Raw genomic sequence first — 24,415 nt, 5'->3', positions numbered from 1 at the left:
TGGGGCAGCCACCGTGCTGCCCCGCCCGCTGCAAGCCCCACGACCTCCGGCCCTATCCGCACGAGGAGGGTATCCATGAACGGTAATTCGCGGAAACTGATGGAAAAGCTCTACGGCAAGCAATACCAGGTCGACAGCGCTGAGATCGCCCCCCTGCTGCATCAATTCGCCGAACCCTTGCCTGACCTGGACTCCCCCGCTTTCGCTGCGCTGTTCGACCGCTACGCCGACGCCCGTGTGGTGATGCTGGGCGAGGCAAGCCATGGCACCCGCGAGTTCTATCGCGCCCGCGCGGCAATTACCCGCCGGTTGATCGAACAGCACGGCTTCAACATCGTGGCCGTCGAAGCCGACTGGCCGGATGCCGGGCACGTCGACCAGTACGTGCGGGGCTTGGCCCATTCGGCATGGAAGCGCCATATTTTCAGCCGTTTCCCAACCTGGATGTGGCGCAACAGCGAGGTCAAGGCATTCGCCCACTGGCTGCATGGACACAATCGCCTGCTGGCCGTCGAGCGCCGCGTGGAGTTCAGAGGCCTGGACGTCTACAGCCTGCGCAACTCCATTCATGAAGTGCTGGCCTTTCTGGACCGGGCAGATCCGCACCTGGCCCGCGAAGCGCGCCACCGTTATGGTTGCCTGACGCCCTGGCAGGATGACCCGGCCCTGTACGGCCACTTCGTCGAGCGCGGTGGCGTCATGCCGTGCGAGCAGCCTGTGGTAGAACAACTGAATGTGATGCTGGCCGAACAGCTGTCGGGCCTGATCCGCAATGACGAAGCGTTCTTCAATGCCACCCAGAACGCACGGGTGATCATCGCTGCGGAGCAATATTACCGCGCGATCTACCGAGGCTCGACCGCCTCCTGGAATCTGCGCGACCGGCATATGTTCGATACCCTGCGCGCACTGCTGGAACATCGCGGGCCACACGCCAAAGCCGTGGTCTGGGCACACAATTCCCACATCGGCAGCGCAGATGCCACGGAAATGGGTTGGAAAGGCCAGTTCAACATCGGCCAACTGTGCCGTAAATCCTTTGGCCAGGAGGCTGTGCTGATCGGCATGACCACTGACCGCGGTCAAGTGGCCGCCGCCAGTGACTGGGATGGCGACATGCTGATCAAGGACGTCCGCCCTTCGCGGTCGGACAGCTGGGAGCACCAGTTCCGCCTGGCAGGCGTACCGGCTTCTTTGACCGACTGGCGAGACCCACAGCGCAAGGAGTTGCGTCGCATCTTGTCCATGCCACTGCTCGAGCGCGCGATCGGCGTCATCTACCGACCGGAAAGCGAACGGCTGAGCCATTACTTCGAAGCAGTGCTGGCCGAGCAATTCGATGCCATGCTCTGGATCGAACAGACCCAGCCGGTCAACGCCCTGCCACTACCGAAACAACAGCACCTCGAACCGGAAGACGAAACCTATCCGTTCGGTGTCTGAATATCCGGCCTGCAAGCCTCAAGAGAAGAGGCTTGGGGGCCGCGACTAGCGAGCATGGTCATCTTCAGCCTCCCCGGCACGCGCTCTGGAGGACTCCGCGAGCCCGGCCTTGTCCATCAGCGCGATGACTTCTTCGTCCGACGTCTGGGGAAAGTCCTGGTACCAGTAGCCGACCGAAACCATCCGCTCAGGCACCAGCGGGCAGACCACCTCGTCTACTTCGCCCCACATGGCCTCCAGCGTTTCCGGTGGCGCGACTGGCACCGCGACTACGATACGCCAAGGGGACAACGCTCGTGTCGCCTGAATGGCCGCCATCATCGAGGCCCCGGTTGCCAGGCCATCATCAACCAGGATTACGGTCTGGTCCTTGAGCCGAAGCGGTGGTCGGGTACCTCGATAAGCGCGCTCGCGACGTATCAGTTCCTGGGTTTCCCTGGCAACCACGCTTTCCAGCAAGGTGCGATCGACCGGGTAAGCCCGCAGTGCATCGTCGTTGAGAATCTTCACCCCGCCCCCGGCGATCGCACCCATGGCATATTCAGGGTGCGACGGTATTCCAAGCTTGCGCACTACCAGCAGGTCAAGGCGAACCTTGAGGGCGGTAGCGACCTCGTAAGCCACCGGCACGCCGCCTCGTGGCAAGGCGAGCACGATCACATCAGCCCGTCCGGCATATCGGCTCAACGACGCCACCAGGCAGCGACCGGCTTCAGCACGGTCGGGGTACAGGGTGCGACGAGCAAGATCATGCGACATGGAAACCTCCCGCGCCGCGACGGGCGCCTGTCGTTTCAGCTACTGGCAAGCACTACCGCCATTCAAGGCAGCGTCGCCCGGGCCTCTTCAGGCAGCAGGTCGAACTGCTCGAGGCAGCGCTGTTCATCGTCTGCCGTCAACGCCTTGTATGCGCTCACTTCCCGCATCGGCGTATCGAACAAGGCCAGGCGTATCACCCCATTACGGTCCAGAAACGTTTGCGCCAGGCAGGTACACACCGGCTTGCCGACCAATGCCGTGAGCTTTTCATCCTCAGGGGTGTTCACCCGGGCCTGCAGGCTGTCTGTGCAATTCTCCACGATTCGGTCCACCGAGCGCCCCGCCAGCCAAACCGTGCCGCCAGCGAGCAACGCCAGGAACAGCAACATGCCCAAGAGCACGTTCGACTCCTGGGTGACCGAGCGCAGGAAGGCAAGCCGAGCCTGCCAGCCCGTGGCCTGGCCGTTGAATATGGTCTTGCCTACCGTGCGTTTCACGCCACGCTGCACCACCCACCCCAACGCCACGCACAGGGCGAGCAAGGCCAGCAGCATAAGTGGATGTTGCATCGGCAGGCGCCAGTTCGGGTTCAACGACCGGTAGGCAGCGATCACGACGAGCAGTGCGAAGATTGCCACGATAAACCCCAGGCTACCCCGTGGCCGATGCATCCAGGCCCGGAGTTTCGCCCTTGCTTGTGTATCCATGACAGCCTCCCGGCCCAGGCTAGCGCACTGGGTCAATAGCAACCGTTTCGTGGTACTCGGGTACGTACACCTGCCAACCGAGCTCGATGCTGATCCGCCGCCGCAGCGTGTCGGCGGCGTGCGGCTCACCGTGGATGACATAGGTCTGGCGTGGCGGGCGGGCGAAACCGCGCAACCACTCCATGATCTCGTCGGCATCGGCGTGCGCAGAGAGATTATCCATCGCATGCACCTGGGCCCGGATAGGCACGTCTTCACCGTGCAGGCGGACACTGCGCGCACCGGTGACGATGTCGGCACCGCGCGTACCACCGGCCTGGAAACCAGAGAACAGAATGCTGTTGCGCGGGTTGGGTGCCAGTGCCTTGAGATGGTGCAAGACTCGTCCACCGGTCGCCATGCCACTGGCGGCGATAATGACCGCGGGCTCACGCAGCTGATCCAGATGCCGGGATTCATCGACGGTACGGATGATATGCGTGCCCCTGCACATTTCGGCGCATTCCGCCAACGTCAGGCGATGCTCGCTCCGGAACTGCTGGTAAAGGGTGGTTGCGTCTGTGGCCATCGGGCTGTTGAGGTAGACCGGAATGTCGGGTATCAGGCCATCGCGCTTGAGCTTGTACAGGTAATACATCAGCAACTGGGCCCGGCCAACCGCGAATGAGGGCACCAAGGTGATGCCGTGGCGCAGGAGAGTCTGGTTGATGACCTGGGCCAGAAACTGCTCGGTCGATTCGCTTGGATGCTGGCGATCGCCATAGGTGGACTCCACCAGCAGCACGTCTGCCGTCCTGATCAGTTCCGGCGCGCGCATGATCGGGTCTTGTGGCCGGCCCAGGTCGCCAGAGAAGACCAAGGTCTGGCCGTCGACCTTGATCTGTACCGTCGCCGCGCCGAGTATGTGCCCAGCCGTGCGCAACAGCAGCTCCATCCCCGGCGCAATCATGGTCGGGTGATGCAACTCCACAGGGCGCAACAATGCCAAGGCACGCTTTGCATCCTGTTCGGTGTAAAGCGGGCGTGCCGGCGAATGCTTCGAGTAGCCGTGCCGGTTGGCATGCTCTGCCTGCTCTTCTTGCAGCCGGGCACTGTCGAGCAACAGGATTTCGGCCAAGGCACAGGTGGCCGGTGTTGCGTAGATCGGCCCGGTATAGCCTTCCTTCGCGAGCACCGGAAGATAACCGCTGTGGTCGAGGTGGGCGTGGGTCAGCACCACGGCATCGAGCGCGCGCAGCGCCGCCGATAACGGTTCCCAGTTGCGCAGGCGCAGTTGCTTGTAGCCTTGGAACAGCCCGCAGTCGATCAGCACGCGGCTGCTGTCGCGGGTCAACAGGAACTTGCTGCCCGTCACGGTCCCGGTACCACCGAGGAATGTCAGTTGCATGGCTAGGGCTCCAAGGTTTCGACCGCTTGAGGGTGAACCGCAAGGACGCTGCACGGCGGGCGGCTGACGATGCGTTCAGTGGTGTCGCCGAGCAGTTTGTCCAGGCCCTTTGGCTGCACCACGCCCATGACCACCGCGTCGATATCCAGCACAGCGACTTGCTCGCGAATCACCTGAACCGGGCCACCTTCCAGGAAGTGGCGGCAATCGGCCGGGACCCCCTCGGCATCCGCCAAGGTGTCGAACGGCTCCTTCAAGGCATTGCGCATCTCATCGATCCACGCCTGGGTAACGTTCATGTCCGAGGCGAACACGCCCGCCAGGTTGTAGGCCGAGAGCAGGTGCAGCTGTGCATCGCATTGCAGTGCCAGCGCCTGCGCGGCACGAATCAGCCTGCGGTTGAAGGACGCCTGGTCCTCGGGGGTTTCGCTGAAGGAGGTGTCCACGGCGACCAGCACGCGCCGGGGCAGCGACACCGCCGCCTCCGGTACGAAGTGCGTGATGCCCTTCAAGCCCCGCATCAACGCGCAATCCAGAGGCGTGCTGAACAGGCGCACCATGGTTGGCGTCACTTCGCTGTCCTTGATGACCATATCGGGGTGCAGTTCGCTGATGTAGTCGATGGCCTGGCTGCGGATGTCATCTGCCTGCAAGGTGTCGACCGTCAAAGCGATGCCGCTGCCACGGTGACGCTCGACCAACCCCGCCAGCCGCAAACCGTAGTGGTCGAACTGACGCCGGATATCGGCCTCGTTCAATCGCTCTTCGCGCAGCAGGTGCTCCTGCGTTGGTTCGAACAAGCCCAGTACATGCACACTGGCACCACTGACATGCGCCAGGGCCAGGGCCCGGCGCAGCGCGGCCGAATGCGGATCGAGCTCGGTGAGCAGCACCAGCAGTTGTCGATATTGACCCATGGCGAACCTCCGGGCTTGCGCGGCTGGCGTGATGATGTAGGCGATTGTCCGAAAGCAGGCCTGTTCGCGCTTGATGCAGATCAGAAAACCACCATCCGAGCCAGAACTTGACGATTGTCAGAACCGGCGCCGCCCAGCACGGTACAACAGCTCTGGCAAGCATCGACCAGGTGTCCGGGAGGCGACATGAACAGGCAGCAGACTGAAAAGCCAGACGCGTGCGAGCATTGGATCGAAAAGCTTTCTGATGGCTCTGCCGTACTGATCCGCCCCCTGCGCGAGGAAGACCGCGAAAGGGACCGCCGCTTTCTCAGCACGATCGCCTACGAGGCCCGGCGTTTCCGCTTCATTGCCGGGCTCTGTGGCGGTGTGCCGAGCCTGGATGCGCAGCATATGCCGGTGGATCATCACCAGTGCGAAGCCTACGTTGCGCTGGTCCATGCAGATGGCCAGTTGCGCCAGATCGGGGTCAGCCGGTATGCCAGTGTTCCCGGCAGCCTCCAGTGCGAATGCGCGGTAGCCGTAAATGAAGAATGGCAACGCAAGGGGCTGGGCCGGCTGCTGATGCAGCACCTGATCGCGGCCGCGAAGCGCAATGGCTTCCACTGCATGATCTCCAGGGACCTGGCGAACAACTACGCCATGCACCGGCTGACCAAGACCCTGGGGTTCACCTCCCGCTACCTGGGTGGCGATGTCAGCGAAATCCTTCACGAACTCGATCTTCACGCCTGAAAGCAAGGCCCTTTCGGGCCTTGTCTCTCAGCCTTGGGAATGCTCTGGTGATATCACCAGCACGCTGCTGGACAACCGATGCAATACCCGCTCCGCAGTGCTACCGATGAACCAGCCAATGCCGCGATGGTGGTAACTGCCCATGACCAGCACATCGATATCATTGTTCTCCATGAACAGCGCCAGCACCTTGGCCGGGTCTCCCAGCCGCAGGTGGCGGTGTTCGGCGGCGATACCGTTGCGTTCGGCCAGTGCCTGGAATGCCTCGCTTTGCGCCTCATGCAGCGTCTGGGCGAGGTTGGAGTCGAACAGAAACGAATGCTCGCGGCTGCCGCCTGAGTCCAGGTACATGGACCCCAGGTCGTAGGCATATAGCAGTTCGATCTGGGCGTTGCACTGTAATGCCAGTTTCAGCGCTTCACTGATGATCTGGTCGTTGAACCCCTCGAACTGGTCCTCGGGGCGGGACAGGTCCACGGCAGCCAGAATCTTGCGCGGCAGCGCGTGGCTGGCCTGATGCACCAGGTGCAGGGGGATGCGGGTTTCCCGCAGCAACTGAATGTCGAGCGAGGTGAACATCGCCCGCGCCCACCAGGGCTCATGCTCGAAAGCTTTGATCAGCATGGCGAACGGCTGCTCGCGCAGGTGGACGAGGATCTCGTCCAGCGGATGCTGCACCCATACCACTTCGGTGGTGACCGTGACCCCGTTACGGCGCATCGAAAGCGCTTGGGTTTCAAGCCATCCACGGTGTTGCTGTACATAACCTTCACGCATCACAGCCAGTGCCTGGTCGTTGACCAGGCCCGCCGTGGCAAGGCCCTCGAGATAGTCGAAAGCAACGATATGCAGGGCCATGCCCTTGGCCTTGGCCAGCGCAGCCGCACGGTCGTAGACCGGGGTGCGCCGCATCAGCGGCGAGGCGATCAGCAGGAGTCTTTGCGGGTTGTCCATGGCGCACCTCAGCGGTTGGGAAGTGTTCCTGGATCATCCATCACCCGCACCTGGCGGATTTGATGTTTATCAACTGAACCACTGGGCGGACAAACGGCAACGCCCGCTGGGCGAAAATTTGATGCTGGTCAAAGCTCCTGGCCCTTAACGGCGCAATCTGACCCTACACCAACAACAATCATCGAATGCCCCGGAGGCGTGCCATGGCGCTCATGAAAACCATCGAATGTCGCCTATGGTCGTTCGCCAACCGGCGCGATAGTGCGATGAAAATGGCCATCACGCCCTGAACACCCCTGTTGCCGGCAGGGATGCCTTCGTTTTCGCATGGATTTGCAGTTGGTTTGCTCATGCATGCTTTTGGAGGCTTCCATGAACATCTACGTCGAAAATAGCCCTCAGCAGAACCGCTGGTGGGTCCGCATGGACGACTGCCGGGTGAGCTTCGTTACGTCCGCCGAAGCGCAAGCCTTTGTCGACCGGTTGAATGCGCGCCTCAACGCGCCCCACTCGCGGGACATGCTCGCCGACTGGTCACCACGCCCAGGTATGGGCAGCGTTGGCAAACCCAATGCAGGGATGGCAGCCCAGGCAGGTCTCCGATGCGCGAAGGAGGCCTGAAAATGACTGGCCTACTGAAAGTGACCTTGCTCGACCAACCTGCAGCGTCGAGCCCGGCAACACCGATTCACCTGAAACCGCTGACGACCCTGTGCACAGAGTGCCGTGTCAGCGGGCTGTGCCTGCCCACCGGTCTACCCGTGCATGACAACAGTTGCCTGGGCGCACTGATCGGCCCGCGCATGCGTATTCGCAAAGGCGCCGCGCTGTTCAACGCCAACGATCCGCTGACGACGCTTTATGCCGTGCGCTGTGGCAGCTTCAAGACCAGCCTGAACAGCGCCGAAGGCCAGGGAGTGGTGATCAATTTCTGGATGCCGGGCGATGTACTTGGGCTCGACGCCATCGCCACCGAACATCACGTATGCGATGCCATTGCCCTGGAAGACAGCGAGGTGTGCCCTGTCCCCTATCGCCGGCTGCAGGCATTGGCGCGTGACTTTCCCGTCCTGCAGCAAAGCCTGAACCGTTTGATGAGCCGAGAAATCGTGCGTGAGCATGAGCGGGTGCTGATGCTGTGCAACCTCACCGCCGAACAGCGCCTGGCAAGCTTCCTGGTTGGGTTGTCACAGCGCTTCGTCAGCCGCGGTTACTCTGCCCACGGCTTCATGCTGCGCATGTCCCGGGAAGACATGGCTTCGTACCTGGGCCTGCGCCTGGAAACCGTGTGTCGCTCGGTCGCCCGCTTGCGCGCGCTGGGCATCGTCAGCATGCGTGGCAGGCTTGTCGAGATACTCGATTTGCCAGCCTTGATAGCCCTCGAGCAAGGCAGCGCGGAAGTCACCCCCAAGGACACCCCGAAGGCGCCATGCTCGACGCGGTGAATGTCAGCCACGGTGCCGTCGCGCTGGGCATCGGCATGCTGGTGGGGCTTGAGCGCGAGCGCAAGAAAGGCCGCAATGAAGATCATGCCGCTGCTGGCCTCAGGACCTTCGCCATCACCGCCCTGCTGGGCTACGTCAGCATGTTGCTGGCCGGGCCGGTGCTGGTCGGGGTCGCCAGCCTGGGCCTGGTTCTGATGCTGTGCATGCATTACCGCAAACACGCCGACAAAGACCCTGAAGTCACCAGCGAAATCGCCCTGCTACTGGTGCTGACGCTGGGTGCACTGAGCCTTGACGAGCCAGAACTTGCCACGGCGGTCGGCGTGGTGCTGACCGTGCTGCTGGCACTGCGCCGCGAGCTGCACCATTTCGTGCTCCAGCAGCTGAGCGAGGAAGAGCTGCGCGATGGTTTGATGCTGCTGACGGTAGCGCTGGTGGTGCTACCGTTGACACCGGACAGGTTCATGGGGCCGTATGGCGCACTCAACCCTCGCACCATCTGTACGCTGGTCGTCCTGCTGATGACCGTCGGTGCACTGGGGCATATCGCCTTGCGTCTGGTGGGCCCACGCTACGGCTTGCCCCTGAGCGCGATCGCCTCAGGTTTCGCCTCCGGCACGGCAACCATTGCGCTGCTTGCCCATGAGGCACGTCGGCAAGTCACAGCCGTGAGGCCCTTGGCCGCCGCTGCCGTACTGTCGAACCTCGCCAGCATCGCGCAATTCGCCCTGGTGCTAGGCATCGTCGACCGACACCTGTTGAAGCCTTTCGTGGCCTCGATCGGGCTCGGTACCGTGGGTACGGTGGTTTACGGCACTTTGTTGCTTGCGCCCTGGCGCAGCGACCAAGGCACGTCAACAGCGCATCAGGGCGATGGTGCCTTCGATCTCTTCACAGCCCTGATCATCACCGTCGCGCTGACCGGAATCGCCTTGTTCTGTGCATTTCTACTTCACCATCTGGGCCACAACGGGGTCAGTATCGCGGCCTTCATCAGCGGATTGGCCGATGCTCACGTAGCGACAGCGTCGGTCGCCTCACTGGTCGTTGCCGGTAGACTCGGTGTAGATGGCCTGGTAGTACCCGGTTTACTGGCATTGACCGGCAACACCTTGACCAAATGCATTCTGTCCCTCGGTAGCGGCGGCTTCAGCTTCGGGAGATACCTTGTTCCCGGCCAACTGGTCATCCTCGGTGCAATGTGGCTGGGGCTTTTGATATGAGGTTGTATCAGCAACCTGAAGAGGCGTGCCCGCAACGAAGCCGGCCAGGAAGGCAACGGCCTGGCCAACGCGGGTTCGGGAGCACCGTCGGCAGCATGGCGACCCCGTGATCGCCGGTTATGACGCTATTCCCCCTGCTGGCCAACATCAGGTTTCCGCGCAGGTGCCGTGAACCAGCGCTCGTGCGGCACCCACTTTTCCTGCGCGGGGTCGCCCAGGTAATGCGGCGACATGATCTGCACCCCGTACTCGTTGAACACATCCTGAATGGTGGCGCGGGCGGTGCCGAGTGAGCCACGGCCACGGGCAGAACTGAGCGCAGCGTTTACTGCCCAGGGCCGAGGAACCAGCGGAAATACGGGTTGCTGCCGTCACTGCGCGCCAGCTCGCGGGCCGCCCGTGCCCAGGCCTGGCGATTGCCGTTATAGGCGCACAAACCGAGGTTGGCTCTACGAACAAGATCATTGAGCAATCAGGCAGCAATACACCCGTGATCGGGTTCACCGTTTGCTACGCGATTTCCAACGTCCTGCTCGCTGTCTTCGGACCGATAATAATTTCTTTGACATCAATCAAATGGCACTCGTGCTCAATTGACTGATCGGCGCCTCTCTCACGGCCCAGTTGACTGCAGCAGCAATCAGGCTTAGAACAACCGCGGTCTTCCAGACCAACTCATAGCTCCCCGTCATATCGTAAGCCGCCCCCCCGACCCAACCGCCCAAGAAGGCGCCAACCTGATGGAAGAGGTAGACAAGTCCGCCAAGCATCGAGAGATTGCGAACACCAAATACCGAAGCCACCACCCCATTTGTCAATGGAACGGTTGAAAGCCAAAGAAAGCCCATAGCCATCCCAAACAGGTAAGCCGTGACATTACTCACCGGGATAGCGACAAAGGCGACGATGACCGCTGCTCGCATCAGGTAGAGCGCCGTTAGCAGCTTCGGTTTGGACATTCGCCCGCCGAGCCAGCCGGCTGTGTAGGTTCCCAGAATATTGAAAAGCCCAATGAGTGCAAGAACCGTGGTGCCCGTTTGGGCAGTAAGCCCCTTGTCCATCAGGTACGCAGGCAAATGGACGCCAATGAAAACGACCTGAAAACCACAAACGAAAAATCCAAATGTAAGAAGCCAGAAGTCAGGATGCGAACTCGCCGCCCGAAGCGCTTGCACGATACTCTGGTCACCGGGCTTTCGCTCAGTCGGGGCATCTTTCAACATAGCGACCAGGGGGATGATGAGCGAGGCGAACAGGGCGAGAACCAAAAGTGCTTTCTCCCAGCCAATTCCTTGGATGAGCCCCAGAGAGCCGGGGAGCATCGCGAACTGGCCAAAGGATCCCGCTGCGCTCGCAAGCCCCATTCCCGTACTTCGTTTTTCAGCTGGTAGTGCCCGTGCCACCACCCCCAGGAGCACTGAGAAGGATGTGCCGGAAAGGCCAATGCCGATGAGCACGCCCGCACTCATCATCAAAGTCGACGCCGAGTCGGAGAAACTCATGCAGACCAAGCCCAAGACGTAGAACACGCCCCCTACTCCAACGACTTTACCCGCACCATATCGATCGGCCAGAGCCCCAGCGAATGGCTGTGCGAACCCCCACACCAGGTTTTGTATTGCGATCGCAAACGAAAAGACCTCCCGTCCCCATCCAAATTGAGCACTCATTGGCGACAGAAAAAGCCCGAAGCCGTGCCGAATCCCTAGCGACAATGACAATATCACTGCACTACCCAACAACACCCACCGGCTATCTCGCAAGACATGCGCCATGAAAAATTCCTGTCTATTTTTATCCAGTCAGATGCATTACCAAAACCAAACCAACTCTCGCACACGGCTTATCAAAAACCCTGAAAGCCTAATGGCTGACAACGCAAAGTGAAGGTTCGCGAAACATAACGCACGACTCAGATAGACAGTTGATCAGTCGCGACATATCGGAGAGATTCGCGACGCAAATGGCACACCAGCCACCGAGCAAAACCTGCAACACTATTCAATAAATCCCTGAGCATCAAACAATAAAAAACACCTCTGAGGGTGCGTTTTCCTTATGGCTCTACGGCGCGCGCCAATAACAGGACATAAAACAATCATCGAATATCAGCCAATCCAACAGACACGCTCGACGATACCCTACCGAATAAAAAGCAAAAAAACCTAGGAAAACCTAGGTTTTTTGCAAGTAGTACCCTGGATGGCGGCTTTAACGCCTAGGCTCAGGATACGTCGCGCAGAAATCAACCTCCCCAGCCGGGCGCTCATCAATCTCAGGCGTATTGCCAAGCGCGACCGTATCTTCCAAAACAATTTCCCTGGATCCTAGTTCATGTTTAAGGTCTGCACGAATCATGCGAAGCAACGACCAGGTCAGCACACCGAGCACAGGTATCAAAGGCAGCGCGACGACAATGGTAGAAGTCTGAACAGCTTTCAGCCCGCCGACCTTGAGAAGCCCGATGCCAATGACCGCCAGTGACAGCGCCCACACAATCCGCAGCCAGCGCTGAGGTTCTTCATAACCGCTCAGCTCATTGGATGTAACTGACGCAAGCACATAAGCTGCCGAATCAAGCGTCGTTGCCAGGAATACAAAGCAAAGAAGAACGAAAGCGCCAATAACGAGACTTGAAAACGGCATGGTTTTCAAGATGGCGAGTACTGCCGCCGGAATACCCTGTGCTGACAGAATAGCACTGACATCCAGCTCGCCTGTCAGCTGCAGATTAAGCGAGTAGCCGCCCCAGACAGCGAAGAACACCCAGCAACCCAGGCTACCCCACACAAGCTCCGCCAAGATGAGTTCCTTGATTGTCCGACCTCGAGAAATACGAGCAACAAACAATCCCATCATGGGTGCATAGGCAATCCACCAGGCCCAATAGAAAATTGTCCAGTCCTGAGGGAACGTACCTTTTGCAACTGGGTCCGTCCACAGACTCATGTGGATGAAATTATTGACCATCAGGCCCAGGCTGTTGGCCCAACCATTGATGAGCAACAAGGTGGGGCCAACAACCGCAGCGAACAAAAGAAGCGCAAACGCCAAATAGACATTGATATCACTGAGTATCTTTATCCCCTTGCTCAGCCCAAACCAGACACTCATGCCGAACATCAATGTCCAGAGTGCCAAAACGCACATGTCAAACAAAAAGGACTGCTGTATTCCAAAGATGTCACTGGCCAAGGTCGAGACCAGGGGCACAGCCAAACCAAGGGACGTGCCCACGCCGCCGACAATACCGAAAACCACCACGGTATCAAGCGTAATACCCATCCAACCGTTCGACTTGTCGCCCAAAACACCACGCGCGGCCACCGACAATCTCACACCGGGCTGTCGACGAACATACATCGAGTAGGCAATTGGCAAGGCCGGCAAGCAGTAGAATGCCCACGGGGTCAGCCCCCAGTGGAACTGACCATAGGTCAACGCCCACTCTGCCGCCTCACGACTGTGAGCAGCCACATTCAAAGGGGGGGCATTAAAATAATAAATTGGCTCTACCCAGGCCCAGTTAACAATGGCTATGCCGATACCGCCGCAAAAAATCATGGCGACCCAGCTGAAATAGGAAAACTCCGGAACGTCACTCTTTCGTCCAAGGCGAATATTGCCGTAACGCCCGAACGCCATCCACAGCAGGAACACGACAGTCATCAAACCGGAAACCAGGTAGAGCCAACCAAACTTCCCGGTCGCAAACGCAAACATCTGATTTATCACCGCATTCCCCGCCTCGGGAAACACAATAAGCGGAATCGTGACGCCAAGTATCACTGCAATCGATGGCCAAAATACACGACCATCCAACGAGGCACCATCTTTTAACTTACTCATTTGGCATATCTCCTCAGAACGTTCGATTCAACACCAGGCATCTGTTGAATACAAATATGTCAAGCACGATTACAGCCCCTGCTCAAACAGATCTAGTCCCTTGGAGAGATGAAAGTCCGCTAGCCTTTCCCGAACATATATTGTGCTTATTATTCATATTCGCCTCTAATTGTATTTAATTATTATTTCAGCGGCACAACCCAATAAACCTCAACCCGCAACTGACACCACCGGTATTCGGCACGACTGCGAGCGGCATTCATTGCCACAAAAAGATGGGTGCCTGGCGGCAGTCAGGCACTCACCTTGTCCAATCCTTACTTCATCGTCGGCATGGAGAACTCAACCCCCTCCCGGACACCTGACGATGGCCAGCGCTGGGTGACTGTCTTGCGTCGGGTGTAGAACCTCACGCCATCCGGCCCGTATGCATGCAAATCACCGAACAGCGAGCGCTTCCAGCCGCCGAAGCTGTGGTAGGCGACGGGCACTGGCAACGGAACGTTGATGCCAACCATGCCCACCTTGATGTTGTCGGAGAAATAGCGTGCTGCTTCGCCGTCCCGGGTGAAGATGCACGTACCATTGCCGTACTCGTGTTTGTCGATCAGCGCCATTGCTTCCTGCATGCTGTTGACACGTACGACCTGCAGAACCGGCCCGAAGATCTCTTCCTTGTAGCTCTGCATGTCTGGGGTAACGTGGTCGATCAGCGTGCCACCGACGAAGAAACCTTCCTCGTAGCCAGCAACGTCTGGCTCACGCCCGTCGACAACCACGGTTGCACCCTGCTGTTCAGCACTGTTGATGTAGCCAACCACTTTTTGCTGATGCTGCCGGGTGATCACCGGGCCGAAGTCGTTCTTGCTGTCGGTGTAAGCGCCCACCTTCAGGTTTTTCATGGCTTCTTTCATCTTGCCGATCAATGCATCGGCTGCCGCGTCACCCACCGCAACGGCGACCGACAGCGCCATGCAGCGCTCACCGGACGAGCCGAATGCAGCTCCCAGCAGCTGGTTGACCGCATTGTCGATATCGGCGTCTGGCATGACGATGGCGTGATTCTTGGCCCCACCCAGTGCCTGGCAGCGTTTGCCGTGGGCGGTGGCGGTGGCGTAGATGTACTCGGCAACCGGCGTCGAACCCACGAAGCTGACCGCCTGAATGCGCGAGTCGCGCAGCAGGATGTCGACCGCCTCCTTGTCCCCGTTCACCACGTTCAGCACGCCCTTGGGCAGACCGGCTTCGTGCAGCAGTTGCGCAATGAACAGCGTGGAGCTTGGGTCGCGTTCGGAAGGCTTGAGAATGAAGCAGTTCCCCGCTGCAATGGCCACAGGGATCATCCACAGCGGTACCATCACAGGGAAGTTGAATGGCGTGATGCCTGCAACCACGCCCAACGGCTGGAATTCGCTCCAGGCATCGATGTTCGGGCCGACATTCTTGCTGTGTTCGCCTTTGAGTAGCTCGGCGATCCCGCAGGCGTACTCGACGTTCTCGATGCCACGCTGCAGTTCGCCTGCAGCATCATGGGAAATTTTCCCGTGTTCTTCACCAATGAGTTTGCAGATCGCATCTGCGTTCTGCTCCAGCAGCTCTTTGAAACGGAACATGATGCGGGCCCGCTTGATGGGCGGCGTATCACGCCAGGCCGGGAAAGCAGCTTCAGCAGTCGCGATGGCGTGCTCTAGCGTTTGGCTCGATGCCAAGGCGACCTGGCGTGCCACCTGGCCGGTGGCGGGATTGAAAACATCCTGGGTGCGCTTGGATTCGACAACGACTTCGCCGTTGATCAGATGACCGACAGTATTCATGTGAAACTCCACTTTTTGTTATTCAGATAATGCGTTGGTGCCGGGTTACCAAAGGCTGCGGTAAAGCTCGACCATCTCTGCCTCGGTCGGCACACGCGGGTTGTTGCCAGGTGAGCCGGAAGCCAGCGCCTGGGCGGCCATGGTTGGCATCAGCTCGAAGAATTTCTCGCGGTCGATTCCGAATTGCGCAGGGGTGGGCACATTCAGTTCTTCGTTGATAGCCACCAACTCTTCCAGCAGTTTTTCCACGGCGGATTGGTCCGTGTCGCTTTGAGTGGCGACGCCCATTGCACGCGCGCAATCGGCATACCGGTCACGGGCAGCGGGAATCGAAAATGCCGTCACTTCGGGGAGCAGCATGGCGTTCGACAGGCCATGAGGCACATGGAATGCGGCGCCAATTGGGCGACTCATGCCATGCACCAGGGCAACAGAGGCCGCCGAGAATGCCAGGCCCGCCAGGGTCGATCCCAGCATCACGGCCTCCCGTGCGGCACGGTCGGCCCCGTTGTGGTAGACCTTGCGAAGGTTTGGCCCGATAAGGCGCATGGCGGCCAGTGCCTGGGCATCACTGAACAGATTCGCTTTTTTGCTGACGTAAGCCTCGATGGCATGCGTCAGCGCGTCGATACCGGTGTCCGCCGTCACGCGGGGCGGCAACGAGAGAGTGAGCTCATAGTCGACCAGTGCCGCAACAGGCATGAAGCCTGCGCCGACGCACAGCATTTTTTCGTCAGTCGACTCATCGGTGATAATGGTGAAACGGGTGACTTCGGAGCCAGTGCCGGCAGTCGTTGGAATGGCAATGATCGGCAAGCCCATCTCGGTGACATTGCGCGGGAACTTGTAGTCGCGCATCACTCCGCCGAACCTGGCCAGGATGCCGATCGCTTTGGCGCTGTCGATCGGGCTTCCGCCGCCCAGTGCGATGATGCTGTCATAGCCCCCTTCCCTGGCGGTCGCGACGCCGGCCTGGATCGAAGCGACGGTAGGCTCGGGGACGGTGTCGGAGAATACGTCGACCTCTATTGCGTGTTCTGCCAGAACTGCGCTGATACGACCGGCATAACCCAACTCAACCATCATTCGGTCAGTGATGATGAGTGGTTTATGGCAGCCGAGGCTGGCCAGTACCTGATGGATCTGCTGGCTGGCACCGGCACCGGTTTGCAGGATACGTGGGAGGATGCTGTTGTAAGTCATGGCTCTATCTCATTTCCTGGGCATGAACGCGCCCGCGAGCAGCCTTGGGCTCGTGTTCGCTTGATCGGTCAATCGGCAAGCAAGGGGCGTTTCAAAGGCCTGCCCCTTGACCTGCCTTCAGCAGTCAGCTCGGCAGATATTCCTCACTCCAGGATTCGCCGATTGCGCCGGCGTCCAGGAGTGACTGAATCTGAGCCTCGGTATAGCCGTAGCGGCCCAACACCTTGCGAGTCGAAGTGCCAAACTTCTCGGCGGGTGGCAGCGCTCGAATACGCGCTACCCGTGGGCGAATGGCGTAGGGGTCCAGCTGCGTGACCCGATGACCGCTCGGATGGTCGCTGTAGACGCTGAAGGAGTAGCTGCCATTCTCGGTACCTGGCAGGCCATCAGCGGCACGGCTGTACTGGCTGCGCAGGTGATCGATGTTGTCCGGCACCGCGGCAGCGATGTTGGCCGCCTGCAGACGCTCCTGAAGGAAAGCGCTGCTCATGCGGGCAATGACCGCTTGCAGATAGGCAGCGCGATCACTGGCGGACGCCAAGCCGCTGAACTCTTTGATGTCGGCGAATTTGTGCAGTTCTGGCTCGGACGCATCCAGGTAGATCCAGCCATCCGCCGTCTTGTAGAAGCGCGAAAGATCGCTGTAGCCAACCACGTCGCGCCCGGACGGTTCATTGAATGGCGCTCGACCTGCGTAGTCATAGCAGAACGGGATCTGCACCAGATTCCCCAGTGAAGCCAGAGAGGTGCGCGCCCGGTAGACTTCGCCGGAGTGGTGTTTGCGATAAAGCGCCGTTGCGACGCCCAGCGCGGCAGCAAACCCACACATCACGTCGATGGTACCGACGTGGGCATGTTCTTCCGGGGTTTCCATGCCACCACCAAAACGCAGCATGATCCCGGTCGTGGCCTGGATGAGATCGTCATACCCCAGATAATCGGTGCGAGGGCCACGGCGGGGGCCACCGAAACAATCGAGCTGGCAGAAGATCACTCCAGGATTCACCGCCTGAAGGCTGGCCTCATCCAGGCCCAGCGGTGCCAATTGGCGATCGGGCGCGTTCATGACGATGACATCGACCTCCCGCACAAGACGATTGAACACCTCTCGCCCTTCGCCAGAGTTCAAGTCAACCAGTACACTTTCCTTGCCCCGTGCCGAAGACATACCGAAGACCACGGTATTCCAGGGATCATAATTAGGAACGACAGGGTCGAGCTTGATGACGTCTGCCCCGAAGCGGCCCAGGAACGACGTCGAGTGGGGCCCCGCGATGACGTTGGTCAGGTCTAGAATCTTGACGCCTTCAAGCCAGCCGGCAGGTTTGTCGAGCTTGGCAGGCGGCAAGGCAGGAGCCGAACGCTCGGACAGTGTTGCCAACGCTTGCTCATAGCTCACCTCGCGACGCGAAAGAGGTTTCAGCATCGGCTCTGAGCACCCTTCCAACCAGGCAATGGGGCCAGGCTGTTTCATGACGCCAAACTCGCGATCATTGACCTCAACGATCAGCCCGGCAGTATTCGAATGCTCGTCATGGAGCCACTCCTGGGTCGACCTGTGCGGAGCCCCAGGGAAACGCCCCTCACCGAAGATGACTTCCCACTCCGCCGCTGTCTTGGTCAGGAATACTTCTTTCATCCGCGCGGAAATGCGTGCGGCCCAATCAGCAGGCAGCGGGTAGACACCCAACGATGCATTACCTTCCCACTGGTCAATGGGCAGGTAGGGGTCATCAACCTTGGGCAAACCGGCGGCAACCATTTCCTCGTAGATGCCCATAGCCTGCAGACAGCGCTTGGCATGCTCACGATGCGATGGGCAAACGGCGTAGAATTTACGACCATCCGCACATTCATAGGTACGGTAGAACGGGTCGAGGAACTCCTGCAGATCCTGATAGCTCAAGTTCATCGGCAGGTTCTCGGCGCGACGACGCTCACTCTCCTTCTCTCGCAGGGTCTTGTAGCGCAGCGGGTAACCATCGATCTTGATCGAGTTGTACGACAGACCTTCCATCACCGCTGATGCCAAGGGAACTTCGATCTGATCGCCAACGCCATTCTTTTCACGCGCCTGCAGAGCAAGCACTACAGAAGATACAGCAAGCATGGTGCCGTACGCAGACGCCAAGGGAAGCGGCGAGAAACTAGGGTTGATACCCATCAGTACGCGGTTTTGACCCATGTCGGTGAACACACCGGAGGCCGAAGCGATCACCGCCTCGGTAGCACGCCATTGCGCACGCAGTTCGTCATCACTGGCAAACCCTGGAATCGACAACGTGATCAACTCAGGACGAGCACGCCGCAGCTCTGCGAAATCGAGGCCCAGCCTGGGCATGACACCAGGCCGGAAATTTTCAATCACGATATCGGCACGGGAGATGAGTTCGCGAGCCTGATGCAGCCCCTCTGGCGTTTTCAGATCCAGCCGCATGCACAGTTTGTTGCGATTAAGCGTGGCATTTGCCGGGCTATCCCAGAGAGGCCCTCCCTGCGGGTCGATATGTACGACAGTCGCTCCCAGATCAGCGAGGATCATCGCTACTGCGGGGCCTGCGATGTATTGTCCGAAATCGATGACATTGACGCCTTGCAAAGGCAATTGGTTGGAGTGTTCCATGACGATAACCCTAGGTAGCCCCGTGCCAACGAGATTCGTCGGCGCGGTTATTGTTGTTATTGAGACCTCGTACTAACCGGTCACCTGGACGACTGCACCATCCAAGGGCTTGCGATGTGATTGCTACTTTCAGAAATTCGAAGGCATCGCGAAAGCAATAAAAAATGGCCCTAAGAGGCCATTTTTTTTATTGCTCGGGTACTTTGCTTATCGCTAAGGGTGCTCGTCCTCGTACGCGCCGGGCTCGACCTTGAAAGCCTGCGCCTCCTCGCACAGCCACTGGGCAAACGCTGCCGCATCGGGATTGACCATGCTGTGTGCTGAATAAACCAGGTAGAACGCCTCCTTGGTCGGTACATGGCGCCCAAGGGGGGCGACGAGCCGGCCTTCGTCCAGAAGATGCCTGACCAATGAAGACCGCGCCAACGCAACGCCCTGGCCCAGTTCAGCCATCGTCAATGCCGAAATAAGGGTGTCGAACTGCATCCCCTGAGAAGAGTCGACGCTCTCTGCGTTGCTCCTCTTGAGCCAATAACCCCAACCTTCTTCATAGCCCAGCACGTGCAGCAACGGGTGCTTTGCAAGGTCCTGTGGACGCTGCAACGGACGTTGCGCAGTGATCAATGCCGGTGAACACACCGGCACCAGCGTGTCCCACGTCAGGCGCTCGGCCTTCATGCCAGGCCAGCGCCCTTGTCCATACCTGATTTCGAGGTCGGCATCGAATTCTGTTTCATCTACCCAGATGTTACTCGCGACTCGGATGCTCACATCCGGGTGCAATGCTTTGAATCGGGGTAACCGGGGGGCGATCCAATGAGTGAAGAACACCAGGCTACTGCGGATGCTGAGCGCGCTTCGATGCCCTTGCCCAAAGATCTCATCCGTCGATGCAGCGAGGCGTTCAACCGACTCTCTCACGACAGGAAAGTAGGATTTTCCCGCCTCCGTAAGCTCAAGCCCGCGCGGGAGACGCTTGAAAAGCGCCTGGCCTAACTGCGATTCCAAAGCCTTGACCTGCTGGCTGATCGCTGCCTGCGTGAGATTGAGTTCTTCGGCGGCATGGGTGAAATTCAGGAGCCGAGCAGAAGCCTCAAAAGCTCGAAGCCAGTTCAGGGGAGGTAAACGCTTTTTCATGACGCATCCAACGCTAGGTTAATCGGGAATCGTGTCGGTCTATGGTTGACATTAGAGACGGACAGTCTAAATTACAACGCATGAATAGCGCCAAACCTGTCCCTCGAAGAGGTCGACCACCCAAAGTTGCACGTGAGCATGGCGAGACGCTTGAGCTTTTGCTGCGTTGTGGCATGGAAATCCTCACAGAGCAGGGCTTTGCTGCCACCGGCATCGATACTGTGCTCAAACGCGTGCAGGTGCCCAAAGGCTCGTTCTATCACTACTTCGACAGCAAAGAGGCATTCGGCCAAGCGGTACTGCAGCGCTATGCCGACTACTTCGCTCGAAAGCTCGATCGCTGCTTCAGCGACCTGAGCGTGTCGCCGCTGCTGAGGCTTTCCAACTTCGTTGAAGAGGCGAAGGTCGGGATGGCCAAGTACCAGTTCCGAAGAGGCTGCCTGGTGGGCAACCTTGGCCAGGAGGTATTGGTGCTACCCGACAGCTTCCGTGATCAATTGGAACTGACCCTGCAGGACTGGGAGCAGCGCTTGTCTGCCTGCCTGGAGGAAGCGGTCGAGCTGGGCGAGGTGTCTCGCGAGCATGACTGCAAAGCCCTCGCGGCCTACTTCTGGGTTGGCTGGGAGGGTGCCGTTCTTCGTGCACGGCTGACACAGCATGTCCGCCCCCTGGACATTTTTTTCCAAGGCTTTCTGACTGGGATCACTCGGTGATTCCTTTCGGATAATTTAAAGACAACCGGTCTAAATGAGGACAAGCAATGTTCAAGGCCATTCTGATCGATAAGCTGGAAGACAAGTACTCGGCCCGACTCACCGAGCTTGAGGACGACCAACTGCCCACCGGGAACGTGACGGTGAAGGTGGCCTATAGCACCTTGAACTACAAGGATGCGCTGGCTATCACCGGCAAAGGGCCGGTTGTTCGCCAGTTTCCGATGGTGCCGGGCATCGATCTCGCGGGCACTGTCGAAGCCAGTGACGATCCTCGATACCAGCCAGGCGACCGCGTACTGCTCAACGGTTGGGGGGTGGGTGAAAGCCATTGGGGTGGGCTTGCACAAAAGGCGAGATTGAACGGCGACTGGCTGATCCCTCACCCTGAGCACCTGGACGAACGCCAAACCATGGCCATCGGCACCGCTGGATACACCGCCATGCTGAGCCTGATGGCCTTGGAGCGCCATGGATTGAAACCCTCCGATGGGCCGGTGTTGGTCACAGGCGCCACGGGCGGCGTCGGTAGTTTCGCCATCAGCCTTCTGGCCGGTGCCGGGTATACCGTCACTGCCGCAACCGGAAAAGCTAGCGAAGCCGCCTACCTGGAAAGCCTTGGGGCAACGGCCATCATCGATCGGGCCGAGCTTTCAGCCCCGGGGCGTCCATTGGCAAAAGAAAGATGGGCAGCCGTTATCGACTCGGTCGGCAGCCATACGCTGGCCAATGCGTGCGCGAGCACAATGTCCGAAGGCCTGGTGGCTGCGTGCGGACTGGCTCAGGGGATGGACTTTCCGGCAACCGTTGCACCTTTCATTCTGCGAGGGGTAAGCCTGCTCGGCATCAATAGCGTCACTCAGCCATACGAGCGACGCGTCGAGGCGTGGGAAAGGCTGTCCGATCAACTGAAAATCGACGCACTACCGGCGATGACCAAGGAAATTTGCCTTCAGGGCGCGCTTGCAGCCGCCTCTGAACTGATGGAAGGGAAGATCCGTGGCCGATTGATTGTGGACGTGAACGGCTAGGATGGTCGCCTGATACGAGGCACATCTTGATGTAGACACCCGTCTCGTTGACATCCGCCGCGCCATTCACCGGCACAACCACTCGTTGGGCTCTGTACGAAAAGTCTTGAGACGCAGGGCATGCAAGGCGAAAACAGCCGAGGAAGCGGAGTGTACTGGAGTACATGAGCATTCCGAGGCTGTTTTCAACGCAGCATGGACAAGTATCAAGGCTTTTCGTACAGAGCCTAAGAGCCCTTCGAGAAACACATCTCCACCGCGCCTCTGGCAGTCAGACGCCCACCACGGCATTGAGGACGGCATGTAACTCCGGGCGCGGCGGTTCAGGACATCATCCAGTGACACACGGATGCAGCGAAGCACCGTTTGGTACCACCGGACTTGTTGGTCTGAACTTTGCCGTCCGCCCTGGCTTCCCCTGCATATCCAACACGCAAAGATGCGCCTGCCGGGCAGGTGCCAACGAGCGCTTTGGTATCCGGAGCGTGGCTGGCCCGCGCGGCGTCAAGCGCACCGGGCCTGCTTCTGACTAGCACAGCAAAGGCTGGCATTTCCGAGGTCCAACTACAGGGGTTCGCAAAATGATCGATCAAGCGACAGGTATGAAACCAGGTGAACGCTATCGCGTGGAAAACGTGGAGCGGGCTCATCAATTCCCTGGCTTCTTTCAAGACGGGAAGTATTATCTCGGCCCTGAGCTTTTGACCGCCGTGGGGTGGATCGAAGGCACGCGTTTCATCTACGACAGCGTGGATGCCGAGGGTGAACCCGTGTTTCCGAACCGTGAGGCTGGCACGATTGAAGGGCTGAGGTTGACCCTGGTCGATGGCACCGCTCTTGAGCTTTCTCGGATCGAGGCCAGCGAAACGATCGCGCCACTTGACGACCACAAGAAATCTGGCACAGAACAGGAAGCGCTCCGCGGGGGCGTTCAGAGCAGAGGGCCACTGCGCGGCAAAGTCGTGGTGATCACTGGTGCTTCCAGCGGTATCGGCCGGGCCGCCGCGCACGCATTTGCCTGCAAGGGTGCTCGCCTGGTGCTCGCTGCGCGCGATGAAGAGGCGTTGTTCGAGGTACTGGATGAATGCACCGACTGCGGTACCGATGCCATCGCGATCACGACCGACGTCACCCGCAACGACCAGGTGCAAGCGCTGGCCGCACAGGCAGCAGAGTTCGGCCACGGGCGAATCGATATCTGGATCAACAACGCCGGCGTTGGGGCGGTCGGCAATTTCGAGGAAACACCGCTGGAGGCCCACGAGCAGGTCATTCAGACCGACCTGATGGGTTACCTGCGCGGTGCGTTCGTAGCCCTCCCCCTCTTCAAAGCCCAGGGCAGCGGCATCCTGATCAATACGCTGTCACTGGGCAGCTGGGTGGCCCAACCCTATGCAGCCGCATACTCGGCGAGCAAGTTCGGCTTGCGTGGCCTGACCGAGGCGCTGCGGGGGGAATTGACGGAGTTTCCTGATATCCATGTTTGCGATATCTATCCGGCCGTCATGGACACACCGGGCTTCCGAGACGGCGGCAACTACACAGGCCATGCGCTGACGCCTCCGGGCCCTGTATATGATCCCGAACTTGTGGCGAAGGCCATGGTGGCCTGCGCAATCTCACCACGCGCTCACACCACGGTCGGTGCCACGGCCCGACTGGCGCATCTGGCCAGTTACCTGGTACCAGGCCTGCCTCTGTTATCGGGGTGGCTGACGCGTCGGGGGATAAACCGCAGTCCCAAAGCCGAAACATCATCTGGCAACCTCTTTGAGCCGCCGAGTGGCAGGAGAAGTATCGACGGGGGTTGGAGGAAGTCAAAAGACAAGACGCCACTACTGATCGGCGCAGCGGCGCTTGGAATGATCGTAGGTTTTGCAATCACCCATTCACGACGCAGGAGCTGAACGACCGTGCCGTCAAAGTCGATGCAAGCCGGATCCTTCCCAAAGGTTGGCGAACAAAGCTCTGCTGCACCACAGGCGCCCGCACGGGTTCTTTCGCGCAACCCGTCGGGCCGAGCAAAATGCAGTAGAGCAAACGCCCCTCTGCCTGACGTCAGAGTTGAACACAGACTTTCCTGTGTGACGACATGAGGTGAAAGATCATGGCTGACAACCAAAGCAATCGTGGCCGCCAAGGTGGTACCGCCCAGAACAATCCAGGCAATTTCGCCAATGACCGTGAGAAGGCGTCGGAGGCAGGTCGCAAAGGCGGACAGAGCTCTGGGGGCAATTTTGCCAACGACAGTGAACGCGCCTCCGAGGCAGGACGCAAAGGCGGACAGAACAGCCACGGCGGCGGTCGTGGTAGCGAAAATCGCTAACTTGAAATGAGCTCGGCCAGGGTGCACGGCGCCCTGGCTTTTTTTTCAAATTGAACGCAGCGGCCACCAGACGTGCCGCGTCGGTTTCAAGCTACAACGAAGCAGTGAGCCGCCCCTTCCACGCTTCGTATCTGGCAAGCAGCGGTTGA

The 24,415-nt window shown here is 59.4% G+C and carries 20 protein-coding genes and 3 pseudogenes; 10 read left to right on the top strand and 13 right to left on the bottom strand.

Annotated elements, in window-relative coordinates; genetic code table 11:
• Positions 1–75: 75 nt before the first annotated feature.
• On the top strand, positions 76–1,443 hold the full coding sequence (locus M1D87_RS12215; protein WP_123084322.1) for an erythromycin esterase family protein: 1,368 nt from the start codon (positions 76–78) through the stop codon (positions 1,441–1,443).
• Between the two features lie 45 nt (positions 1,444–1,488).
• Here the strand turns inward: M1D87_RS12215 and M1D87_RS12210 are convergent, their stop codons facing one another.
• The 4 genes from M1D87_RS12210 to M1D87_RS12195 all read right to left on the bottom strand — a co-directional run bounded on the left by M1D87_RS12210 (position 1,489) and on the right by M1D87_RS12195 (position 5,213).
• Positions 1,489–2,202 (bottom strand): phosphoribosyltransferase, encoded by a 714-nt coding sequence (locus M1D87_RS12210; protein WP_421091543.1) that lies wholly within the window; start codon positions 2,200–2,202, stop codon positions 1,489–1,491.
• 62 nt (positions 2,203–2,264) lie between these two features.
• Positions 2,265–2,873: a hypothetical protein gene (locus M1D87_RS12205; RefSeq protein ID WP_023661505.1), complete on the bottom strand. Its 609-nt coding sequence runs from the start codon at positions 2,871–2,873 to the stop codon at positions 2,265–2,267.
• Positions 2,874–2,928: 55 nt separating this feature from the next.
• Positions 2,929–4,296 carry an MBL fold metallo-hydrolase RNA specificity domain-containing protein gene (locus M1D87_RS12200; RefSeq protein ID WP_123084323.1) on the bottom strand — a complete coding sequence of 456 codons (1,368 nt, stop codon included), beginning with the start codon at positions 4,294–4,296 and terminating at the stop codon, positions 2,929–2,931.
• Between the two features lie 2 nt (positions 4,297–4,298).
• Positions 4,299–5,213 carry a universal stress protein gene (locus M1D87_RS12195; RefSeq protein WP_123084324.1) on the bottom strand — a complete coding sequence of 305 codons (915 nt, stop codon included), beginning with the start codon at positions 5,211–5,213 and terminating at the stop codon, positions 4,299–4,301.
• A 186-nt stretch (positions 5,214–5,399) separates the two neighbouring features.
• Here M1D87_RS12195 and M1D87_RS12190 point away from each other — a divergent pair, with 186 nt between their 5' ends.
• Positions 5,400–5,948 (top strand): GNAT family N-acetyltransferase, encoded by a 549-nt coding sequence (locus M1D87_RS12190; RefSeq protein WP_023661503.1) that lies wholly within the window; start codon positions 5,400–5,402, stop codon positions 5,946–5,948.
• Between the two features lie 27 nt (positions 5,949–5,975).
• On the opposite strand, the gene M1D87_RS12185 is transcribed toward M1D87_RS12190, so the two are convergent.
• Positions 5,976–6,902, bottom strand: a complete 927-nt coding sequence (locus tag M1D87_RS12185; RefSeq protein ID WP_047932520.1) for a universal stress protein — start codon at positions 6,900–6,902, stop codon at positions 5,976–5,978.
• 372 nt (positions 6,903–7,274) lie between these two features.
• Between M1D87_RS12185 and M1D87_RS12180 the strand changes: the two genes are divergently transcribed.
• The 3 genes from M1D87_RS12180 to M1D87_RS12170 are packed head-to-tail and all read left to right on the top strand — an operon-like array spanning position 7,275 to position 9,570.
• Positions 7,275–7,523, top strand: a complete 249-nt coding sequence (locus M1D87_RS12180; RefSeq protein ID WP_232880870.1) for a hypothetical protein — start codon at positions 7,275–7,277, stop codon at positions 7,521–7,523.
• Positions 7,524–7,525: 2 nt separating this feature from the next.
• On the top strand, positions 7,526–8,347 hold the full coding sequence (locus M1D87_RS12175) for a helix-turn-helix domain-containing protein (RefSeq protein ID WP_023661500.1): 822 nt from the start codon (positions 7,526–7,528) through the stop codon (positions 8,345–8,347).
• On the top strand, positions 8,332–9,570 hold the full coding sequence (locus M1D87_RS12170; protein ID WP_039612894.1) for an MgtC/SapB family protein: 1,239 nt from the start codon (positions 8,332–8,334) through the stop codon (positions 9,568–9,570). The genes M1D87_RS12175 and M1D87_RS12170 overlap by 16 nt, the downstream gene beginning before the upstream one ends.
• A gap of 125 nt (positions 9,571–9,695) precedes the next feature.
• Here the strand turns inward: M1D87_RS12170 and M1D87_RS12165 are convergent.
• Together M1D87_RS12165 and M1D87_RS12160 are read right to left on the bottom strand one after the other, a co-directional pair.
• Positions 9,696–9,923 (bottom strand): annotated as a pseudogene (locus tag M1D87_RS12165) (hypothetical protein); the annotation flags it as partial.
• Entirely contained in the window at positions 9,896–10,042 is a 147-nt protein-coding gene (locus M1D87_RS12160) for a hypothetical protein (RefSeq protein WP_183596597.1), read from the bottom strand. The gene M1D87_RS12160 and the pseudogene M1D87_RS12165, both read right to left, overlap by 28 nt.
• Here M1D87_RS12160 and M1D87_RS12155 point away from each other — a divergent pair.
• Positions 9,989–10,171, top strand: a pseudogene (locus tag M1D87_RS12155) (hypothetical protein); the annotation flags it as partial. The gene M1D87_RS12160 and the pseudogene M1D87_RS12155 overlap by 54 nt on opposite strands.
• Here M1D87_RS12155 and M1D87_RS12150 read toward each other — a convergent pair.
• The 6 genes from M1D87_RS12150 to gcvA all read right to left on the bottom strand — a co-directional run bounded on the left by M1D87_RS12150 (position 10,143) and on the right by gcvA (position 20,196).
• Entirely contained in the window at positions 10,143–11,345 is a 1,203-nt protein-coding gene (locus M1D87_RS12150) for an MFS transporter (protein ID WP_123084326.1), read from the bottom strand. The pseudogene M1D87_RS12155 and the gene M1D87_RS12150 sit on opposite strands and share 29 nt — an antisense overlap.
• A 436-nt stretch (positions 11,346–11,781) precedes the next feature.
• Positions 11,782–13,419, bottom strand: a complete 1,638-nt coding sequence (locus M1D87_RS12145) for a BCCT family transporter (RefSeq protein WP_123084327.1) — start codon at positions 13,417–13,419, stop codon at positions 11,782–11,784.
• Positions 13,420–13,736: 317 nt separating this feature from the next.
• Positions 13,737–15,233 (bottom strand): CoA-acylating methylmalonate-semialdehyde dehydrogenase, encoded by a 1,497-nt coding sequence (locus M1D87_RS12140; protein WP_039612890.1) that lies wholly within the window; start codon positions 15,231–15,233, stop codon positions 13,737–13,739.
• 45 nt (positions 15,234–15,278) lie between these two features.
• Positions 15,279–16,436, bottom strand: coding sequence for an iron-containing alcohol dehydrogenase (locus M1D87_RS12135; protein ID WP_039612889.1), 1,158 nt, complete (start codon positions 16,434–16,436; stop codon positions 15,279–15,281).
• 124 nt (positions 16,437–16,560) lie between these two features.
• Positions 16,561–19,059: a CoA transferase gene (locus M1D87_RS12130; protein ID WP_123084329.1), complete on the bottom strand. Its 2,499-nt coding sequence runs from the start codon at positions 19,057–19,059 to the stop codon at positions 16,561–16,563.
• A 213-nt stretch (positions 19,060–19,272) separates the two neighbouring features.
• Positions 19,273–20,196: a transcriptional regulator GcvA gene (gene gcvA / locus M1D87_RS12125; RefSeq protein WP_061305262.1), complete on the bottom strand. Its 924-nt coding sequence runs from the start codon at positions 20,194–20,196 to the stop codon at positions 19,273–19,275.
• 80 nt (positions 20,197–20,276) lie between these two features.
• Between gcvA and acuR the strand changes: the two genes are divergently transcribed.
• From acuR to M1D87_RS12105, 4 genes and pseudogenes are all read left to right on the top strand, one after another.
• The gene (acuR, locus tag M1D87_RS12120; protein ID WP_183596583.1) at positions 20,277–20,909 is read left to right on the top strand and encodes an acrylate utilization transcriptional regulator AcuR; all 633 of its coding nucleotides are present in this window, start codon (positions 20,277–20,279) and stop codon (positions 20,907–20,909) included.
• Between the two features lie 47 nt (positions 20,910–20,956).
• Positions 20,957–21,940 carry an acrylyl-CoA reductase (NADPH) gene (acuI, locus tag M1D87_RS12115; protein WP_061305267.1) on the top strand — a complete coding sequence of 328 codons (984 nt, stop codon included), beginning with the start codon at positions 20,957–20,959 and terminating at the stop codon, positions 21,938–21,940.
• 581 nt (positions 21,941–22,521) lie between these two features.
• Positions 22,522–23,847 carry an SDR family oxidoreductase gene (locus M1D87_RS12110; RefSeq protein ID WP_232880864.1) on the top strand — a complete coding sequence of 442 codons (1,326 nt, stop codon included), beginning with the start codon at positions 22,522–22,524 and terminating at the stop codon, positions 23,845–23,847.
• A gap of 224 nt (positions 23,848–24,071) precedes the next feature.
• Positions 24,072–24,266 (top strand): annotated as a pseudogene (locus M1D87_RS12105) (con-10 family general stress protein); the annotation flags it as partial.
• Between the last annotated feature and the right edge of the window lie 149 nt (positions 24,267–24,415).

The sequence above is a fragment of the Pseudomonas sp. SA233 genome, assembly GCF_054792385.1.
This window is presented reverse-complemented; position numbering and strand designations above follow the sequence as displayed.

Excerpts from the sequence above, each read along its gene's own strand:
- M1D87_RS12215 (WP_123084322.1), top strand. The coding sequence starts at position 76 with ATGAACGGTAATTCGCGGAAACTGATGGAAAAGCTCTACGGCAAGCAA.
- M1D87_RS12210 (WP_421091543.1), bottom strand. The coding sequence starts at position 2,202 with ATGTCGCATGATCTTGCTCGTCGCACCCTGTACCCCGACCGTGCTGAA.
- M1D87_RS12205 (WP_023661505.1), bottom strand. The coding sequence starts at position 2,873 with ATGCATCGGCCACGGGGTAGCCTGGGGTTTATCGTGGCAATCTTCGCA.
- M1D87_RS12200 (WP_123084323.1), bottom strand. The coding sequence starts at position 4,296 with ATGCAACTGACATTCCTCGGTGGTACCGGGACCGTGACGGGCAGCAAG.
- M1D87_RS12195 (WP_123084324.1), bottom strand. The coding sequence starts at position 5,213 with ATGGGTCAATATCGACAACTGCTGGTGCTGCTCACCGAGCTCGATCCG.
- M1D87_RS12190 (WP_023661503.1), top strand. The coding sequence starts at position 5,400 with ATGAACAGGCAGCAGACTGAAAAGCCAGACGCGTGCGAGCATTGGATC.
- M1D87_RS12185 (WP_047932520.1), bottom strand. The coding sequence starts at position 6,902 with ATGGACAACCCGCAAAGACTCCTGCTGATCGCCTCGCCGCTGATGCGG.
- M1D87_RS12180 (WP_232880870.1), top strand. The coding sequence starts at position 7,275 with ATGAACATCTACGTCGAAAATAGCCCTCAGCAGAACCGCTGGTGGGTC.
- M1D87_RS12175 (WP_023661500.1), top strand. The coding sequence starts at position 7,526 with ATGACTGGCCTACTGAAAGTGACCTTGCTCGACCAACCTGCAGCGTCG.
- M1D87_RS12170 (WP_039612894.1), top strand. The coding sequence starts at position 8,332 with ATGCTCGACGCGGTGAATGTCAGCCACGGTGCCGTCGCGCTGGGCATC.
- M1D87_RS12150 (WP_123084326.1), bottom strand. The coding sequence starts at position 11,345 with ATGGCGCATGTCTTGCGAGATAGCCGGTGGGTGTTGTTGGGTAGTGCA.
- M1D87_RS12145 (WP_123084327.1), bottom strand. The coding sequence starts at position 13,419 with ATGAGTAAGTTAAAAGATGGTGCCTCGTTGGATGGTCGTGTATTTTGG.
- M1D87_RS12140 (WP_039612890.1), bottom strand. The coding sequence starts at position 15,233 with ATGAATACTGTCGGTCATCTGATCAACGGCGAAGTCGTTGTCGAATCC.
- M1D87_RS12135 (WP_039612889.1), bottom strand. The coding sequence starts at position 16,436 with ATGACTTACAACAGCATCCTCCCACGTATCCTGCAAACCGGTGCCGGT.
- M1D87_RS12130 (WP_123084329.1), bottom strand. The coding sequence starts at position 19,059 with ATGGAACACTCCAACCAATTGCCTTTGCAAGGCGTCAATGTCATCGAT.
- gcvA (WP_061305262.1), bottom strand. The coding sequence starts at position 20,196 with ATGAAAAAGCGTTTACCTCCCCTGAACTGGCTTCGAGCTTTTGAGGCT.
- acuR (WP_183596583.1), top strand. The coding sequence starts at position 20,277 with ATGAATAGCGCCAAACCTGTCCCTCGAAGAGGTCGACCACCCAAAGTT.
- acuI (WP_061305267.1), top strand. The coding sequence starts at position 20,957 with ATGTTCAAGGCCATTCTGATCGATAAGCTGGAAGACAAGTACTCGGCC.
- M1D87_RS12110 (WP_232880864.1), top strand. The coding sequence starts at position 22,522 with ATGATCGATCAAGCGACAGGTATGAAACCAGGTGAACGCTATCGCGTG.